We start from the raw sequence: 16,120 nt of genomic DNA, 5'->3' as shown, positions 1-16,120 counted from the left end.
CTTACTTGCCCCCGCTGCGGGCCAGTTCGGCGCGGTAGAAATCGAGCGCGCCGCCGCCGTCGACACCGAGCTTCGCGGCCTGTTCCAGCCATGCCACCTCGGCCGGCTGGAAGGCAGCCTTCAATTCGGCCACGAAGGCCGGGCTGGCATCACGATAGGCATCGCCCAGTTCGGCCTTGATGGCCTCACGCGCGATCAGGTCGTGTCTGTGCCAGAGGGCGCCCATCTTTTCCGAGAGCGTCTCGCCCGACAGCTTCAGGATGGCGGCACGGTCGGCTTCCGAGATCTTGTCCCACTTCGCCTTGTTGACGATCACGAAGGCGGCGTTGGAATAGAGCCCGCCGGGGATGCGGGTAACGTGCTTCACATACTGTTCGACCTTGAAGCCGGTGACCAGTTCGTCGGAAATCGCCGTGCCGTCGATGATGCCGCGAGAGAGCATCTCGCGCAGTTCACCCAGCGACCCCGAAACCGGCACCGCGCCCACATCCTTCAGCACCCGGCCGACGGTGGGGGTGGGCACGCGGATCTTCTGCGCCTTCAGGTCGGCAAGGCTTTCGACCGCGGTCTCACGCATATGGATGTTGCCGCCCGAGGTGACGTGCATCGCCAGTGTCACCACATCGCCCTGCATGCCGGTGGGCGCGAAATAATTCTCCCACAGCCGCCAGAAGGCGACCGAGCTTTTGCCGGCATCCTCGGTGATGAAGGGCAGTTCCACCATTTCGGTCAGCGGAAACACGCCGGGGGTATAGCCATGAGGCCCCCAGGCGAGATCGGCGACACCGTCGACCACCGCCTGATAATTGCGGTTCGGCGGCGCGATCGGCTTGGCCGACGGCTCCACCTTCACCCGGCCTTCGGTCGCCTTCTCGATCTCGGCGAACCAGGGATACAGACCCTCGGTCTGCGACCAATGGCCGGTCGGGAACCACTGGTTGTAGCGCAGCACCACCGGCTCGGCCATGGCCGCCGCGGTCATCGCGAACACGGCGCCGGCTGTCGCCAGACCGAGTTTGAGGCCGCCGAGTTTGAGGCCGGCGAGTTTGAGGCCGGCGAGCCTCAGGCCTTGCATCTTCATGGACAATCCCCCCTTCTGCTGACGCCCTGCAGTACTCTTTGGTATGTTGAGGGCAAAAAGCGGCGCGCCACACAGGGCGCGCCATGGCCGTCGGTCGGCGTTCAGGCCGCAGCCTCTGCCGCCTCTGCCGCCTGGCGGCGCAGCGCGATCCGGTCCAGCTTGCGGGCCGGGGTCAGCGGCAGATCCTCGATCAGGCGGATCTCGGCCGGCACCTTGTAGGCGACGAGCCGGGCCTTGCAATGGGCCGTCAGCTCCGCCACACCGGTCCCGGCATAGGGGTCGACGACCACGAAGGCGATGATCCGTTCGCCGGCGCGCGCATCGGGCAGGCTCACCACGCCCACGCCGCGGACATCCGGATGCTGGTGGATGACCTCTTCAACCTCGCGCGGGAAGACGTTGAACCCCTTGACCAGGATCACGTCCTTCTTGCGGTCGGTGATGGTCAGGAAGCCTTCGGCATCGACGAAACCGATATCGCCGGTCAGCACCCAGCCATCGCGGATGGTGGCGGCGGTCTCGTCGGGCCGGTTGCGGTATTCGGTCAGGGCGTGCGGCCCGCGCACGCAGACCTCCCCCGCCTCACCCGTCGGCAATTCCCGCGACCAGTCGTTCAGATCGGCGATGCGGATCGCGACATCCGGCACCGGCTTGCCGACCGACCCGGCCTTGCGGCCGAAACTGTCGGTGTTGACCGCGATCGGCGCAATCTCGGTCATGCCATAGCCTTCGGCGATGTCGACCCCGGTCCGGTCCTTCCAGCGCTTCAGCACCTCCACCGGGAAGGGCGCGCCGCCGCCGCCGCAGACGGCGAGCGAAGAGAGATCGGCGGTCTCGAACTGCTGCGCCGCCATCAGCCCCTGATAGATGGCCGGGGGGCCGCCGCCGAACACCGTGACCCGGTGATGCGCGATCAGATCGACGACGTGATCCGGCTGGAAACGATCGGGGATCACCAGCGTCGCACAGGCATGGACGGGATTGCCCACCCCGAACAGCCAGCCATAGATGTGGAACATCGGCGCGACCGGCAGCCAGATCTCGCCATGGGCGCGGGTCGGCCAACCCCAGTCGATGCGCAGGATCGCATCCATCATCGCCCGATGGCTGTGGATGATCGCCTTGGAGATGCCGGTGGTGCCGCCGGTGAACATCAGCGCGGCCGGCGCCTCGGGCGAGACCTCGCGCGGCGTCCAGACCGCCGGCCCGCGGGCAGCCAGGGCCTCGGGCGTGAAATCCCCCTTGCCCAGCACCAGCACCTGGTGGCCGAAACGGGGCATCAGCGCGCGGGCGGCCTCTGCCGTTTCGGGCACCGTCAGCACCAGTGCCGGTTCGGCATCGGCAAACAGCGGTTCCAGCGCCGGCGCGGGGTAGAGCGGGTTCAGCAGCACCGGCGTCGCGCCGGCGTACAAGACCGCAAAGTATGCCAGATGATACTCGATCCCGTTCGGGATCAGCAGAACCACGGTGCGGCCGGCAAAGCCGCCGGATCCGATCCAGGCCGCGAGTTCAGCCACCGCGCGACCCTCGGCCGCATAATCCAGGCTGCGGCCGCGATGGACGAGTGCCGTGGTTTCAGGATGTTGGGTGACGGCGTGGTCGAAGGCCGCCAGCACGGACCCGAAGGCCGGCCGGGGCTCGCCACGGCCGTGAACGGCCGGAGCCTGCGACGTCATTTCGTCCTCCCTGCGTCGCTATTCGTTGGACAAGGAAGTACCGTGACGTCGCCGTTGAGTCAATACCTCTTGGTATGGAATGGCCAGCCTCTCACGGAATCGGGCGCCGCGCTTTGATCCAGATCAAAAATATCGCGGCCTGACGTCGCAAATGCGCGTTTGGTTAAACCGGCTGCGGCAGTGGCTGCAGGGGCAGCGCGGACAGATCGGCGGCGGGGTGGCGGAAGAATTCGCTGCGCTGTCTCAAGATGTTACCCGGCTGCGCGACCGGATGACGCAGCTGCCGGCCGGGCGCCGTCCTCTATTTCCGGTAGCGCGCCCCTGCGACAGGTCTGCGACATTGTTGCGGTTGAGGCATGGCCGCCGGCAGGTCTTGGATGGCGCTGCCGCGACACACCGCCTCGCCCTGCCTTGCCGGAACCGTGTCGCGGGCAACCTTATGATCCAGACGCCGTTGCGACGACGTCGTACCGCCCGTTCGAGCCCGGGACCATCTTCCGAGGAGGAGTGTCATGGCATCGACCCGCCCGCCGCGCCGCCGGCCCACCGCCCGGGGCCAGGGGTCACCCGATGGAGGCGGCCATGTTTGATCAGGCCGACGCCATCCTCCTGGCACGCATCCAGTTCGCCTTCACCGTGTCGTTCCACTTCATCTTTCCGGCCCTGTCCATCGGCCTCGCCAGCTATCTGGCGGTTCTGGAGGCGCTGTGGCTGAAAACCGGGCGCACGGTCTATCTCACCCTGTTCAAATACTGGCTCAAGATCTTCGCCCTCGCCTTCGGCATGGGCGTGGTGTCGGGCATCGTGATGTCCTATCAGTTCGGCACCAACTGGTCGGTGTTCTCGGACAAGGCCGGGCCGGTGATCGGGCCGCTGATGGCCTATGAGGTGATGACCGCCTTCTTCCTTGAAGCCGGCTTCCTGGGCGTGATGCTGTTCGGCATGAACCGCGTCGGCCGCGGGCTGCATTTCGCGGCAACCCTGATGGTCGCGATCGGCACCTTCATCTCGGCCTTCTGGATCCTGTCGGCCAACAGCTGGATGCAGACCCCGGCGGGCTTCTCGATCAACGAGGTCGGCCAGTTCGTGCCGGAAAGCTGGCTGGAGATCATCTTCAACCCCTCCTTCCCCTACCGGCTGGCCCATACCGTGCTTGCCGCCTATCTGACCACCGCGCTGGTGGTGGGCGCCGTGGGTGCCTGGCATCTGCTGCGCGACCGCCGCAACGAGGCGGCGCGGGTGATGTTCTCGATGGCGACCGGGCTGGTGATGGTGGCGGCCCCCGTGCAGATCTTCGCCGGCGACCTGCACGGGCTGAACACGCTGGAGCATCAGCCCGCCAAGGTGATGGCCATGGAGGGCCATTTCGAGAGCCATCCCGACGGCGCACCGCTGATCCTGTTCGGCATTCCGGATCAGGAGGCGGGGGAGGTGCGCTATCAGATCGCCATCCCCAAAGCCTCTTCCCTGATCCTGAAGCACGACCTGAATGCGCCGCTCGACGGGCTGGAGACGGTCCCGCGCGAGGACTGGCCCTATGTGCCGATCGTCTTCTGGTCGTTCCGGATCATGGTCGCCCTGGGCTTCCTGATGCTGGCGCTGGGCGGTTTCGCCCTGGTCCAGCGGCTGCGCGGCCGGCTGCATACGTCGCGTGCGCTGCACCGCTTTGCGCTGGCGATGGGGCCGTCGGGCTTCGTGGCGGTGATCGCCGGCTGGGTGACCACCGAAGTCGGCCGCCAGCCCTTCACGGTCTATGGCCTGCTGCGCACGGCACAATCCGCCTCGCCTCTGGAAGCACCTGCGGTCGCAACCTCGCTGCTGATCTTCATCATCGTCTACTTCATCGTCTTCGGCACCGGCACGCTCTACATCCTGAAGCTGATGCACAAGGCCCCGCAGACGACCACCCCCGACCAGACCCGCGACGACGAGGCGGAGGAACACCAGCCGGTGCGCGCCGCCGGCATCACGCCGGCACCCGCGGTTCATGCCGGCCGCACGATCGGCGGCCGCCACGGCCCCGGCACCCATGCCTCACCCACCCGCGAGGAGAGGTGATCCGATGACAAGCTTCTTCGACCTGCCAACCATCTGGGCCTTCGTCATCGCCTTCGCCGTCTTCGCCTATGTGGTCATGGACGGCTTCGATCTGGGGCTCGGCATCCTGTTTCCGGCCTTTGCGCCGGGCCCCCATCGCGACCGGGTGATGAATTCCGTGGCCCCCGTCTGGGACGGCAACGAGACCTGGCTGGTGCTGGGCGGCGGCGGGCTGATGGCGGCCTTCCCGCTCGCCTACGCCATCATCCTGCCGGCGCTTTATGCCCCGATCATCGCCATGCTGCTGGCGCTGATCTTCCGCGGCGTCGCCTTCGAATTCCGCTGGCGCGACGCCCGTCACCGCCGCGCCTGGGATTTCGCCTTCACCGCCGGATCGATCGTGGCGACGCTGGCCCAGGGCATCACCCTCGGCGCCCTGCTTCAGGGCATCGCGGTCGAGGGACGCAGCTATGCCGGCGGCTGGTGGGACTGGCTCACCCCCTTCAGCCTGCTGGTCGGTGTCAGCCTGGTGATCGGCTATGCGCTTCTGGGCGCCACCTGGCTGGTGATGAAGACCGACGGCGTGCTGCAGCTGCAATGCCGCAGCCTGGCCTTCCGGCTGGGCATCGCCACGCTCGTCTGCATGGCGGCGGTGAGCGCGGCGACGCCCTTCCTGTCGGGCGCCTATTACGAGGCCTGGTTCGCCTGGCCGCGGGTGCTGTTCACGGCGCAGGTGCCGCTGCTGGTGCTGATCTGTGCCGCCGCCTTCTTCCACGGGCTTCGCCGCGACCACGACTACACCCCCTTCCTGATGGCCCTGGCCCTGTTCGCCCTCGGCCTCGCGGGGCTCGGGGTCAGCATCTTCCCGCATGTGGTCCCGCAGGCGGTGACGATCTGGGACGCGGCCGCCCCCGATGCGAGCCTCAGCTTCATGCTGGTCGGCGCCGCGGTGCTGATCCCGATCATCCTGGGCTATACCGCCTATGCCTATTGGGTGTTCCGCGGCAAGACCGGCCATGAGGGGTATCATTGACATGGCAGAGCAGGACAAGCCCCGCCACCATCACCACCTGCCCCGCCCGCGCCAGTGGCTGTGGTTCCTGGGCCTCTGGGTCGCGGGGGTGGCGGTGACAGGGGCGGTGGGGCTGGTGATCAAGCTTTGGTTGGGGCAGTGATGGGGCGCCGGCCGATTAAAGCCACTTCGCATAGGCATCCATATCGACCATGGGCACCGAGCCGAATGCCTGCAAACATGAGATGAGTTTGAGCAGAAAAGCGGTGGCCGCTTTCTCATGGGGGACGGCGTTAACCTGCGCTGTCGATGGATCCACAGTGAAATAGCCATGGGATGCAATGCATCCCATGTCTATCTGCGACAAACCTTGCTGCATTTGCAGATTCTTCAGGAGCGACTTGCCCAGAGACGGGTTCCAATCGCTCCGGAGTGCGAGGATGCCCCCCAGGATGTGATGCAGAGGCTTGGGAGGATGGCACCCACCAGCATGCGGTATTGGCAGGCTCGTCCTGTGCAGGCGCCTGACACTTTCGATCTTTTTGCCACCGTAGCGGATCATGCTCGCGTTGATTGTCTGCTTGGCTTCGAAGACGGCATACACACTCTCCGCAGGCACATAAATCGCGCCTTCATTGCGAAAGATAAAGGGTGTGTACTGCCGGTCAAAAATCACGACGTCTATCTGATCACTGACCTCTCCGGCGCTATCGATGACGAAAGCCCGTGCGACCTGATATCTCTTGGGGAGATATTCAGATAGAAGATCACACCACACCGTTTCAGATGTATCACCTTGGGCGACAGAGTGCCCGACAATGCCGGCGCTTTTTAGTTTAACATGAACTCTGTCATGAAGTGATTTAAACAGATCTGGGAGCGATTGCTTTGTCATCCGAACAGCCGCCTCATGATTTCACTTCCGGGCTGAACCGCCCATACCCCACCGCCGTCTTCGCGCCGGTGCCGATCCAGTCCAGCGCCGCCGCCAGCTGAGCCATCACCTCGTCCAGGATGTCCTGATCCCGGGGCCGGCGCGGCAGGATCGCGAAGTCGAAAACCTGGCCCGGGGCCAGGGTCAGGAAGGGGATGGGGATCGGGCTGTACCAGTCGCCCGGGGCCGGCGGGTTGTCGCCGCCGGCGTAATAGGGGCCGTAATGGGGCGTCATCACGTCGCGGACCAGCTTCACCTCCGGCACCGGCAGGGCGTCGAGGACGATAAGGCGGCCGGCCGTGAGGTCGACCCCCTTGCCGGGCCTGGGGCCGAACAGGGCCGTGACGTCATCATCGCTGCCGCCCCAGGTCTCGTACCAGCTGCGCAGCATGCCCTTGACCGACGAGCCGGGCAGATAGGGCACGCCCAGGCTGTGATGCCAGTTGAAGCCGTTCTCGACCGGGCTGCTGCGGCCCAGACCGGCAGTCCAGCGCCAGTCGCTCGTGAACCGGGCAGACCGGCCGCTGCGGCTCCGGACCAGATCAGAGCGTCGGGCGAGCATGGCGTTCAGGGCATCGCCGGTCTTCGCCGCCTTTGCACATGTGATGACGCGATCGAGGAAACCCGCCTTCGCGGCGGGGTCTTCTTTGGTTCCCCACCTGTCCGGCCAGCCATCATAGAAGCGATCGAAATAGAGGCCGGGATTCGGGCGCATACCCTCAGGCCACCTGTCATCCGGCGTCGAGCGCAGCTGCCCGAATGCCTCAACCGCTTCCGTGAAACTTGGCAGCCGGAAGAGCGGCCGGGACGGCAGTGGTCGGTCGGGATGGCGCGCCGGCTTCCCGCCACCGGGTTTCCGCCGGTCATTTCCCGTCATCCGCACCTCCTTCCCCGGCGGAGATGCCGGCCTCGGCAAAGGTCTTCAGCCAGCCCAGATAAGCCAGCGTCTCGCGCTGCATCCAGACGAACAGCTCCTGGTCGCCCAGGACCAGCTGCTCGATCAGCGTCTTGTTCGCGGCGAGAGGGAAGGGATGAGGTGTGGTCCCGTCCGTCAGCCACGCCGTGAGATGGCCGCAGAGACGTTGGCTCTCCGCGTCGGAACTCCCATCGCGCATCAGCATCGCCAGGGCCTGACCGATGCCGTTGGTCAGCACCCGCGCCGGCATCTGCCGGGCCGCCCGCTTATAGTCCACCAGCTGCGCGCCGGTCACCGTCTTGACGGCCGCATAGGCATGCTTCGCCCGCAGCATGTCGAGGGATGGCGTCGTGGTCATCGGCCGCCCTCCGGCGCAGGCTGCGGATATCGGCCCGCCCGCACCCAGCCCTGACCGACGGTTTCATTGCCGCCGAACTGGAGAAATTTCTGGCCCTCGACGAAACCCGCCACCGCTGTTCGTCCCGTCTCGTCCGCCGAGCCGCGGGCTGTCAGGGTCATGTAGAGCAGCGTGTCGGGCGGCAGGCTTTCCTCGTACCAGAGGTTGTTGCTGGCCTTGGTGGCGGGGTCCAGCACATTGCGCGCCTGCACCGGCAGGGCATTTTCGGCGAACCAGCGGAAATCATGATTGGAGATGATGCAGAGCTGGTCGCTCAACCGCCCGCGGGCGCCGTCATCGGCGATCAGCTGGCCGATCACCTCCGGAATGGCCGGCGGCAGCTTGGATATATCGGCCTCGAACAGCCGGTCTTCCAGGAAGATCCGGCCGGTGATCCCGGTCAGCGCCTTGCCGCGATCGACCGTGAGAGTCGGCACATCACCGCCCTTCAAACCGGCCCGCTCCAGATCCCGCCGCAGTCGCTCCAGGATCAGCGGGCAGGTCAGCCAGAGATAGGCCCGGGTGAGCGAGCGTACCGGCAGCAGCAGCAGGCGGGCATCCGACACCAGCACGCTGCCGGCCCCATCCACCTGGCCGAACGCCGCATCGACATGCCCTTTGTGCTCGCCGCCGCCGTCGCACATGGCGGCACGCAGGGCGCCCTTCACCGCCGAGCCGGGGATGTAGGGATAGCCGGTCACCGCCTCGCGCGCCACCTTGAGATCGATCGCGCCATCGCTCTGGCCACTGCCGGGGTGGAGGAAGGTTTCGGCCAGAAGACCGAACATCACGTCGCTCATGATCAACTCGCCTTATCGTCGTGCAGAATACCAGAGAGGCAATCGCCGAAGCCCCAGCGATGCCGGGGCCCCAGAGGGCCGGGCGTGCCGGTCGCGCCATCGAGAAACCAGGTGGTGCCGGCGGTCAGCACCGGCCGCATGGGGTGCGGGCGTCGGCCCAGATCATCCCAGCCGCCGATCATGCCGGGCTTCCTGGCGCAGACCATGCGAATGCTGCCGCCGCCGCGGCCGAGCGCTCCGCCGGGGGTCAACAGGGCCGGTGTGGCGATCACCGGGCCGGTCGCGACCACGACGGCCCCGGCACCCGGCGGCTCGGTGGCCTCGGTGATCCCATCCGGCGCCACATCGCGGAGCCCGGCTGCGCGATGCTCGCCGCCCAGGGCGACGGTGCCCGGCAGGCCATCCAGCCCGGCCAGCCGCGCGGCGACCTGTGGATCGGTCGCCTGCACCCGCACGCAGATCTCCAGCCCCTCGGCCGGACGGATATGGACCGGGGCGTAGAGCGCGCCCTCCTCCACCCGCCGTGTCGCCACGTCGCGGCCGATGCCGATGCGCGGTTCGGATTTCCAGAGGCACGCGGTCAGGCGCAGATCGCCCTCCGCGGGCACCTGGCCCGCCAGGAAGCAGGTCATGCCACCGGCGGTCAGCCAGGCATCGGTGACCATCTTCGATTTCTCCGGCAGCTCGGGCAGGCAGGTCGGGCCCAGATCGGTCTCGATCACCTCGCCCGGCCGGGCGCGGGCCAGCTTCTCGTCCTCCAAGCGCAGCAAGGCGGCCGGGGCCGGGTAGAGCCGTTCGCCGTTCAGCGCCAGGAAGGGTGCACCGAAACGCAGATGCCCGCCATTCAGCAGCCCGGCGGTCGTCTCCGACCATCGGCCACCACGGGGGCCCTCAAGCGCCTGGGCCAGGGCGTTGCGCACGGCGCCGACGAGGGTCGGCGGGTTGGGCGGGAACAGGCTCTCGGCCTCGGCGGCGCCGGGGTCGCTCTGGTTGAACGGCCGGCCGCTGCGGAAGAACAGCGTGTCCACCGGGCGGAAGGCGAAAATGCGGTCGAAGCGCCCGGTCATCGGCCGTCTCCCGTATCGGCCACATCCGGTATCGGCACCTGCGACCGGGCACCGCCGACCGACTGGCGGGCAAAGAAGCGCAGGAACAGGGCGGCATCCGGGTTGAGGCACGGCCGGCCACGCCGGGCCCCTGCCCCGCCCGGCACCTCGCGGAGCAGAGCCACGAGCGGCCGGATTTCCTCGCGGGCGATCTTGAGCCTCTCCTCTTCGGAGAGGTCGCCCCCGGGCGCATCCATGGCCGGCAGATCCCGGCTGCGATTCCTGAGATGGGCCTGGGCCAGCAGACGCTCGAAATCATCGTCATGGCCGCCATCGGCAAAAAGGTCCAGCACCGGCGCCCCGAAGCGCCCGCCGATCGCATGCAGCAGGCCCGACGAGGCGGCGAGCGGCGCGTGCTGTCCCGACGCGAACCCCGCAAAGGCCTCGACACCCGGCGCATCCCATTGCGACACCCAGCTGCGGCTGAAATCGCCACCGCGAATGATGTCGGCGGCCAGGCTGTCGCGGCCATTGCCGTTCTTTGCCACCTCGTCCAGCACCTCATGCGCCCGGGCCAGCACCAGGCGCAGCGGCACGGTGGCCTCGGCGAAGATCACGGCGGCAGAGATGGTGGGTCGGGTGCCCTCGCCCATCGCCGCCTCGGCCGCTTTCGTCCAGTGCTCACGCAGCTCACGCGCGCAGGTCACCGCATCCGGCACCGACAGCAGGGCCAGCACATCATCACCGCCGGCATAGATGCAGATGCCGTCATGCCGCCAGATCGTCTGGGTCACCTGCTTGCCGAACCTCTTGAACAAGGTCGCAATCGCGCCCGGCCCCGCCTGCGCCAGCGCCGTGCCGATCCGGTCGCCATCCATCAGCAGCAGGGCGTAATGGGTGGCGGGCTCGCCGATACCGGCGGCGGTTACGAGAGCGGCGCGGGCAGCCTCCAAGTCCCGGCGACGGTCGCCGGCTTTGTTGTCCGCGATGGGAAAGTCTTTGGTGTTCCTGAGGGCATCCCGATCGAAGAGGTTGCCGTCAAGCTTGCCGATCTCCCCCAGATCGCTGGCCAGATGCGCAGCGGATCCGCTCTCGGTCTGGAAATCATTTCCGACAAGGTCCCTAAGCCGGTCGATAAACGGCTTGTTCGCGACATGCCGGTTCGCGACCCGCCGAAGCCAGGGCAGCACCGCCATATAGCGGGTAGAAGGCCATGAGCGGATCCTGCCGCTGTCGTTGCCAGGCACCCAGTCGATGGCGCTTTTCAACGCACAGGCTGGCAAGGTCGGGAACAGACGCTTGACCAGCGCCGGTGCGCACAAACGTTCGCCTTGCGCCAACTCTATGGCATTGTGCCCAAGTATCATCCCGATCTGGTCGCGGATGCTGCCCCAGAAGGCATCCTGCGCGTCCGCATGGCTCGCCCGGGCATAACCCGACAATTCCCGCCAGTCGGGCATCAGCTGGCAGTGATCGCCGCCCTCGCGGCCAAGCGTGGCGTATTCATCCGGCAGCAGATGCCTGCGCCAGAGCTTGCGCCGACGCAGCAGGTCTCCGGCGCGCTTCAGGGTCTGCCGCCCGTCCTCGCCGTCGACCGTCGGCACGACCACCCAGGCGATTTCCCAAAAACCCTCGATCTGCTGCGTCCAGACCGCGGACAGGTCGTGGAAGTTGGAAAGCTCCTTGACCGGTTTGACGAACTTGCACCAGACCGCCTCGGCAAGCTTTCGCCAGGCACCCTGGACGGCCTCGCGGCAGATCTCAGGCCCGACACCCACGGGCAGGCGTGCGGTGAACTGGTTGGGCAGTGATCCGACGACCGGCGGTGTCACCCCATTGCCGTGGATCAGAAGCCTGATCATCGGATCGTCGTCCACCTGCGGCATGACGATCTCTCCGCCCGCCTTCTTCACCGCCGCCATCGCCTGCGCCGACAGCCAGGACAGAAGATAGGATCCGGCCCAGAGATCGCGGGTGCGGCGCGCCTGGCCGACGAATTCCTGGACGGGGGTGATGGAGAGGATGAACCATGTCTGCTCAGGCATCGGTCACCTGACCTGCGAAAATCATATCCTGATCCTCGATCTTGATCGGTCCTCTGGCGGATACCGGGAGGGCCGGGCCGCCGAGAATGCCGATCGCGTCGGATGCGTGCAGGCGGCTGTAGCGCTGGATCTGTGGCGAACCTCCGGAGGGGAAGACGGCAATTCGTGCATCATTCGGCAGGAAACGGCCGGGAAAGACCGTGACCACCCCGACATACCCGTCCGACAGCCTGTGCACATGAAGCATGACCGGGCTGGCCCGGCGGCCCTGTTTGTTGCCGGCTTCAAGGGTCGACAACTCGCTCGATCCTTTGTGGTGTTGCGGCAGGCCGAGCGCGATCTTTTGGGGTACGCCGGCTCTCAGATCCTTGCGATAGGACTTCAGGTCGTGACCGAACGCACCGATCACGCCCAGAGGCGACGTAAACCTCTCCCAGGCGATGGCGCAGATGGTTCCCATGCCAGAGGATGTGCCGAAGAATGCTGTCCAGTCCGGCTCGCCAGTCGTGTCTGTATCGGGCATCAGCTGTTGTAGCTGGCGGACATAGTCCACACGCCTTGTCGGGCCAGCGACACGTCGCCCGTCGAAGGAAAGCGCCTGGAGGCTGACGCTGCCGAATCCGCGGCGCACGCGTCCGCCAAGACCACCCAGGAGGCCGAAGAGCCTCACAGCCTGCAGCAATTCTGCTTTCTGCACGGGCGAAAGCGTGAGGCGGGGCAGAAAAGTGACGTCGAAGGTGCTGCCCTTATCAAGGCCAGGGCGCACGGTTGTTGGCGCGTCACCCGTGGCAATCAGCCCGTACCCCGCATACTGTGCCCCCGCCATCGCCTCTCGCCTTTGCCGCTGGCGCCCATCCTTTTGAGGAAAGAACGTCCCCAGCCCGGTTCCCTTCGGCAGGGGGAGCAGCCGATCCGTCCGCACCCGCAACAGAAACGCCCCCTGCCCCCGCCCGCCGGCGCCGTTCCGGCCCTCATCCGCCGCCGCGCCGAACAGGATGTCTTCCTGCTCCTTCAGCGCCTGAGGCGTGCGCACGCCGCGCCCCCAGGCGAGCGCGCGCCACCAGAAGCGCAGCGCGGCCTTGATTTCGGTCGGGCGGATCTCGGCCGGGCCCTTGTCGCCCTCCTGGCCCGAGAACATCGGCGCCGAGAGTTCGAAACGGGCAGTGATGACGTCGGACGGTCTGAAGGCGACGGACATGGACGACTTCCCGTTCAAAGGCAATTTCCGGGCCGCTATCGCCCGAGAATGACATGACACATGCCAGATGGTTGCACGGGTTTTGCCGCCTGTCATCACCAACGCGCATATTGCGCCGGGTTGCACCCGCAGCCGCAGGAATGTGAGTTTCGTTTGACATTCGTATTACCTTCACATTACGCTTCCCTGACTTTCGAGCAGTACAAAGAATGCTGCGTTGCGAAAGCCTGGGGAGGGAAGACGGGTGACGGGCGATCCGGTCCATGACATTTTCGTCATCGGCGGCGGCATAAACGGCTGCGGCATCGCGCGCGATGCCGCCGGGCGCGGCTATTCGGTCGCGCTGGCCGAGATGAACGACCTCGCCTCGGGCACCTCTTCCGGGTCCACCAAGCTGATCCATGGCGGCCTGCGCTATCTGGAACACTATGAATTCCGGCTGGTGCGCGAGGCGCTGATGGAGCGCGAGGTGCTGTGGCACAACGCCCCGCACATCATCTGGCCGATGCGCTTCGTGCTGCCCCATCACAAGGGGTTGCGGCCGCGCTGGCTGCTGCGGCTGGGCCTGTTCCTCTACGATCATATCGGCGGGCGCAAGCTGCTGCCGGCGACACGCACGCTGGATCTTCGCCGCGATCCGGCCGCGAAACCGCTGAAGCCGCTGTTCCGAACCGCTTTCGAATATTCCGACTGCTGGGTGAACGATGCCCGGCTGGTGGTGCTGAACGCCATGGATGCCGCCGCCCGCGGCGTGGAGCTGATGGTCCGCACCCGCGTGACCTCGGCGCGGCGCGAGGGTGAGCTTTGGGCGGTGACCGTGCAGAGCGTCGACCACCCGGAGGTGACCCGCAGCTTCAGTGCGCGCATGTTGATCAATGCCGCCGGCCCCTGGGTTGATCAGGTGCTGCAGGGCACGCTGGCGCGCAACGACGTCCACAATGTCCGCCTGGTTCAGGGCAGCCATATCGTGGTGCGGGCGAAGTTCGACGATCCGCGGGCCTTCTTCTTCCAGAATTCCGACGGCCGGATCATCTTCGCCATTCCCTATGAAGACGATTTCACCCTGATCGGCACCACCGACCAGGACTTCAAGGGCGATCCGAAAGATATCCGGATCACCGAAGGCGAGATCGATTACCTGTGTGCCGCGGCCAGCGAGTATTTCGCCGAGCCGGTGCGGCGCGAGGACATCGTCTGGACCTATTCCGGCGTGCGGCCGCTCTATGACGACGGCGCATCCAAGGCACAGGAAGCCACACGCGATTATGTGCTGAAGGTGGAGCGCGGCCCCGGTACGCCCGGCAGCGGTGCGCCGATGCTGCCCGGTGCGCCCGGCACCGGCGCGCCCATGCTGAACGTGTTCGGCGGCAAGATCACCACCTACCGGCGTCTGGCCGAATCGGCGCTGGAGAAGATCGAGGCCGAACTGGGCGCGCGCGGACCGGCCTGGACCGCCACCGCCACCCTGCCCGGCGGTGACTTCCCGGCCACGGGTTTCGAGGCCGAGGTCGCCCGGCTGCGTGCCGAATACGGCTTCCTGGACGACGGTTTTGGCCGCAGACTGGTGAGACTGTATGGCACACGGGCGCGGATGATCCTTGGATCCGCGCGAAGCAAGGCGGATCTGGGGCGCGATTTCGGTGCGGATCTGACCGAAAACGAAATCCGCTATCTGGTCACCCACGAATGGGCGCGGACGGCGGAGGATGTGCTCTGGCGACGCACCAAACACGGCCTGCATCTGTCGGAAGACCAGCGGGCCGCCGTCGACGACTTCATGCAAAGCCTGCCCGCCGCCGGCACGGCGGCCGCCGAATGACCGTCGCAGGACACACCCACCCCGTCCCGAAAGCGAGCCGACCGCGAGATATGGAACACCGCGATGCTTGAACTCAAAGGCGTTTCCAAACAGGTGGGCGACGAGACCCACATCGGCGAGGTCACGCTCACCCTGGAGCGCGGCACGCTGAACGTGCTTCTCGGCCCCACCCTCTCGGGCAAGACCACGCTGATGCGGCTGATGGCCGGGCTGGACCGCCCGACCCGCGGCTCGCTCTGGTTCGACGGCCGCGACGTCACCGGCGTACCCGTGCAGAAGCGCAACATCGCGATGGTCTATCAGCAGTTCATCAACTATCCGATGATGACGGTCTACGACAACATCGCCTCGCCGATGCGTCTGGCCGGTGCCGACCGCGCGACCATCGACCGCGAGGTCCGCCAGGCCGCCGAACTGCTGAAGCTGACGCCCTATCTGGACCGCCAGCCGCTGAACCTGTCGGGCGGCCAGCAGCAGCGCACGGCGCTGGCCCGCGCGATCGTGAAGAAGGCGGGGCTGGTGCTGCTGGACGAGCCGCTGGCCAATCTGGACTACAAGCTGCGCGAGGAGCTGCGCACCGAACTGCCGAAGATCTTCCAGGAATCGGGCGCGATCTTCGTCTATGCGACCACCGAACCGTCGGAGGCGCTGCTGCTGGGCGGCAACACCGCCACCCTGCACGAGGGCCGCATCACCCAGTTCGGCCCCACGATCGAGGTGTTCCGCCGGCCCGCCGACCTGATCACCGCCACCACCTTCTCGGACCCGCCGCTGAACACGCTGACCATGACCAAGACGGGCGCGGCGTTCCGCCTGGCCGACGGCCAGACGCTGGCGGTGCCGGGCGACATGACCCGCCTGCCCGACGGCGCCTATACGGCCGGCTTCCGGCCGCATCACCTGACGACCACGCCCGCCGCCGCCGGCGCGATCCACTTCGCCGCCCGCAGCTTCGTGACCGAGTTCAACGGCTCAGAGAGCTTCGTGCACCTCGATTTCGCCGGCGCCCGCTGGGTGATGATCGCCCCGGGCGTCCATGACCACGACATCGGCACGGCGCTGGATGTGTATCTGGAGCCGCGCCACCTGATGTTCTTCGACGCCACGGGCCGCGCGGTACACCTTGCCGCCGCCACCCGGGCGCAAGCGGTCTGAGCCG

The 16,120-nt window shown here is 66.7% G+C and carries 14 protein-coding genes; 5 read left to right on the top strand and 9 right to left on the bottom strand.

Annotation, left to right across the window (positions count from 1 at the left end; translation table 11 throughout):
• Position 1: 1 nt before the first annotated feature.
• Both P7L68_RS00495 and P7L68_RS00490 read right to left on the bottom strand, forming a co-directional pair.
• Complete coding sequence (locus P7L68_RS00495; protein ID WP_371999043.1) at positions 2-1,081, bottom strand: TRAP transporter substrate-binding protein; 1,080 nt, start codon at positions 1,079-1,081, stop codon at positions 2-4.
• Between the two features lie 101 nt (positions 1,082-1,182).
• Entirely contained in the window at positions 1,183-2,757 is a 1,575-nt protein-coding gene (locus P7L68_RS00490) for a class I adenylate-forming enzyme family protein (protein ID WP_371999042.1), read from the bottom strand.
• 582 nt (positions 2,758-3,339) lie between these two features.
• Between P7L68_RS00490 and P7L68_RS00485 the strand changes: the two genes are divergently transcribed.
• From P7L68_RS00485 to P7L68_RS00475, 3 genes are read left to right on the top strand one after another with little or no spacing between them, the layout of a single operon-like run.
• Positions 3,340-4,815: a cytochrome ubiquinol oxidase subunit I gene (locus P7L68_RS00485; RefSeq protein WP_371999041.1), complete on the top strand. Its 1,476-nt coding sequence runs from the start codon at positions 3,340-3,342 to the stop codon at positions 4,813-4,815.
• Between the two features lie 4 nt (positions 4,816-4,819).
• Positions 4,820-5,827, top strand: a complete 1,008-nt coding sequence (cydB, locus tag P7L68_RS00480) for a cytochrome d ubiquinol oxidase subunit II (protein ID WP_371999040.1) — start codon at positions 4,820-4,822, stop codon at positions 5,825-5,827.
• A gap of 1 nt (position 5,828) precedes the next feature.
• Positions 5,829-5,969: a hypothetical protein gene (locus P7L68_RS00475; protein WP_371999039.1), complete on the top strand. Its 141-nt coding sequence runs from the start codon at positions 5,829-5,831 to the stop codon at positions 5,967-5,969.
• A gap of 15 nt (positions 5,970-5,984) precedes the next feature.
• On the opposite strand, the gene P7L68_RS00470 is transcribed toward P7L68_RS00475, so the two are convergent.
• The 7 genes from P7L68_RS00470 to P7L68_RS00440 all read right to left on the bottom strand — a co-directional run bounded on the left by P7L68_RS00470 (position 5,985) and on the right by P7L68_RS00440 (position 13,142).
• Positions 5,985-6,701 (bottom strand): DUF6602 domain-containing protein, encoded by a 717-nt coding sequence (locus tag P7L68_RS00470; RefSeq protein WP_371999038.1) that lies wholly within the window; start codon positions 6,699-6,701, stop codon positions 5,985-5,987.
• A gap of 13 nt (positions 6,702-6,714) precedes the next feature.
• Entirely contained in the window at positions 6,715-7,455 is a 741-nt protein-coding gene (gene cmr6, locus P7L68_RS00465; protein ID WP_371999037.1) for a type III-B CRISPR module RAMP protein Cmr6, read from the bottom strand.
• A 148-nt stretch (positions 7,456-7,603) separates the two neighbouring features.
• The gene (gene cmr5, locus P7L68_RS00460; RefSeq protein WP_371999036.1) at positions 7,604-8,014 is read right to left on the bottom strand and encodes a type III-B CRISPR module-associated protein Cmr5; all 411 of its coding nucleotides are present in this window, start codon (positions 8,012-8,014) and stop codon (positions 7,604-7,606) included.
• Positions 8,011-8,853: a type III-B CRISPR module RAMP protein Cmr4 gene (cmr4, locus tag P7L68_RS00455; RefSeq protein ID WP_371999035.1), complete on the bottom strand. Its 843-nt coding sequence runs from the start codon at positions 8,851-8,853 to the stop codon at positions 8,011-8,013. The genes cmr5 and cmr4 overlap by 4 nt, the downstream gene beginning before the upstream one ends.
• 2 nt (positions 8,854-8,855) lie before the next feature.
• Positions 8,856-9,920: a type III-B CRISPR module-associated Cmr3 family protein gene (locus P7L68_RS00450; RefSeq protein ID WP_371999034.1), complete on the bottom strand. Its 1,065-nt coding sequence runs from the start codon at positions 9,918-9,920 to the stop codon at positions 8,856-8,858.
• On the bottom strand, positions 9,917-11,944 hold the full coding sequence (locus tag P7L68_RS00445; protein WP_371999033.1) for a type III-B CRISPR-associated protein Cas10/Cmr2: 2,028 nt from the start codon (positions 11,942-11,944) through the stop codon (positions 9,917-9,919). The genes P7L68_RS00450 and P7L68_RS00445 overlap by 4 nt, the downstream gene beginning before the upstream one ends.
• A complete protein-coding gene (locus P7L68_RS00440; RefSeq protein ID WP_371999032.1) occupies positions 11,937-13,142 on the bottom strand; it encodes an RAMP superfamily CRISPR-associated protein in 1,206 nt (401 codons plus the stop codon). Before P7L68_RS00440 ends, P7L68_RS00445 begins: the two co-directional genes overlap by 8 nt.
• A gap of 244 nt (positions 13,143-13,386) precedes the next feature.
• Between P7L68_RS00440 and glpD the strand changes: the two genes are divergently transcribed.
• Together glpD and P7L68_RS00430 are read left to right on the top strand one after the other, a co-directional pair.
• The gene (gene glpD / locus P7L68_RS00435; protein ID WP_371999031.1) at positions 13,387-14,961 is read left to right on the top strand and encodes a glycerol-3-phosphate dehydrogenase; all 1,575 of its coding nucleotides are present in this window, start codon (positions 13,387-13,389) and stop codon (positions 14,959-14,961) included.
• Positions 14,962-15,024: 63 nt separating this feature from the next.
• Positions 15,025-16,116, top strand: a complete 1,092-nt coding sequence (locus P7L68_RS00430; protein WP_371999030.1) for an ABC transporter ATP-binding protein — start codon at positions 15,025-15,027, stop codon at positions 16,114-16,116.
• Positions 16,117-16,120 lie beyond the last annotated feature (4 nt).

The organism is Tistrella mobilis (assembly GCF_041468085.1).
Lineage (GTDB): Bacteria > Pseudomonadota > Alphaproteobacteria > Tistrellales > Tistrellaceae > Tistrella > Tistrella mobilis_A.
Note: the sequence above shows the minus strand (reverse complement) of the source record. Positions and strands in the feature narration are given on the sequence as shown.

Excerpts from the sequence above, each read along its gene's own strand:
- P7L68_RS00495 (WP_371999043.1), bottom strand. The coding sequence starts at position 1,081 with ATGAAGATGCAAGGCCTGAGGCTCGCCGGCCTCAAACTCGCCGGCCTC.
- P7L68_RS00490 (WP_371999042.1), bottom strand. The coding sequence starts at position 2,757 with ATGACGTCGCAGGCTCCGGCCGTTCACGGCCGTGGCGAGCCCCGGCCG.
- P7L68_RS00485 (WP_371999041.1), top strand. The coding sequence starts at position 3,340 with ATGTTTGATCAGGCCGACGCCATCCTCCTGGCACGCATCCAGTTCGCC.
- cydB (WP_371999040.1), top strand. The coding sequence starts at position 4,820 with ATGACAAGCTTCTTCGACCTGCCAACCATCTGGGCCTTCGTCATCGCC.
- P7L68_RS00475 (WP_371999039.1), top strand. The coding sequence starts at position 5,829 with ATGGCAGAGCAGGACAAGCCCCGCCACCATCACCACCTGCCCCGCCCG.
- P7L68_RS00470 (WP_371999038.1), bottom strand. The coding sequence starts at position 6,701 with ATGACAAAGCAATCGCTCCCAGATCTGTTTAAATCACTTCATGACAGA.
- cmr6 (WP_371999037.1), bottom strand. The coding sequence starts at position 7,455 with ATGCGCCCGAATCCCGGCCTCTATTTCGATCGCTTCTATGATGGCTGG.
- cmr5 (WP_371999036.1), bottom strand. The coding sequence starts at position 8,014 with ATGACCACGACGCCATCCCTCGACATGCTGCGGGCGAAGCATGCCTAT.
- cmr4 (WP_371999035.1), bottom strand. The coding sequence starts at position 8,853 with ATGAGCGACGTGATGTTCGGTCTTCTGGCCGAAACCTTCCTCCACCCC.
- P7L68_RS00450 (WP_371999034.1), bottom strand. The coding sequence starts at position 9,920 with ATGACCGGGCGCTTCGACCGCATTTTCGCCTTCCGCCCGGTGGACACG.
- P7L68_RS00445 (WP_371999033.1), bottom strand. The coding sequence starts at position 11,944 with ATGCCTGAGCAGACATGGTTCATCCTCTCCATCACCCCCGTCCAGGAA.
- P7L68_RS00440 (WP_371999032.1), bottom strand. The coding sequence starts at position 13,142 with ATGTCCGTCGCCTTCAGACCGTCCGACGTCATCACTGCCCGTTTCGAA.
- P7L68_RS00430 (WP_371999030.1), top strand. The coding sequence starts at position 15,025 with ATGCTTGAACTCAAAGGCGTTTCCAAACAGGTGGGCGACGAGACCCAC.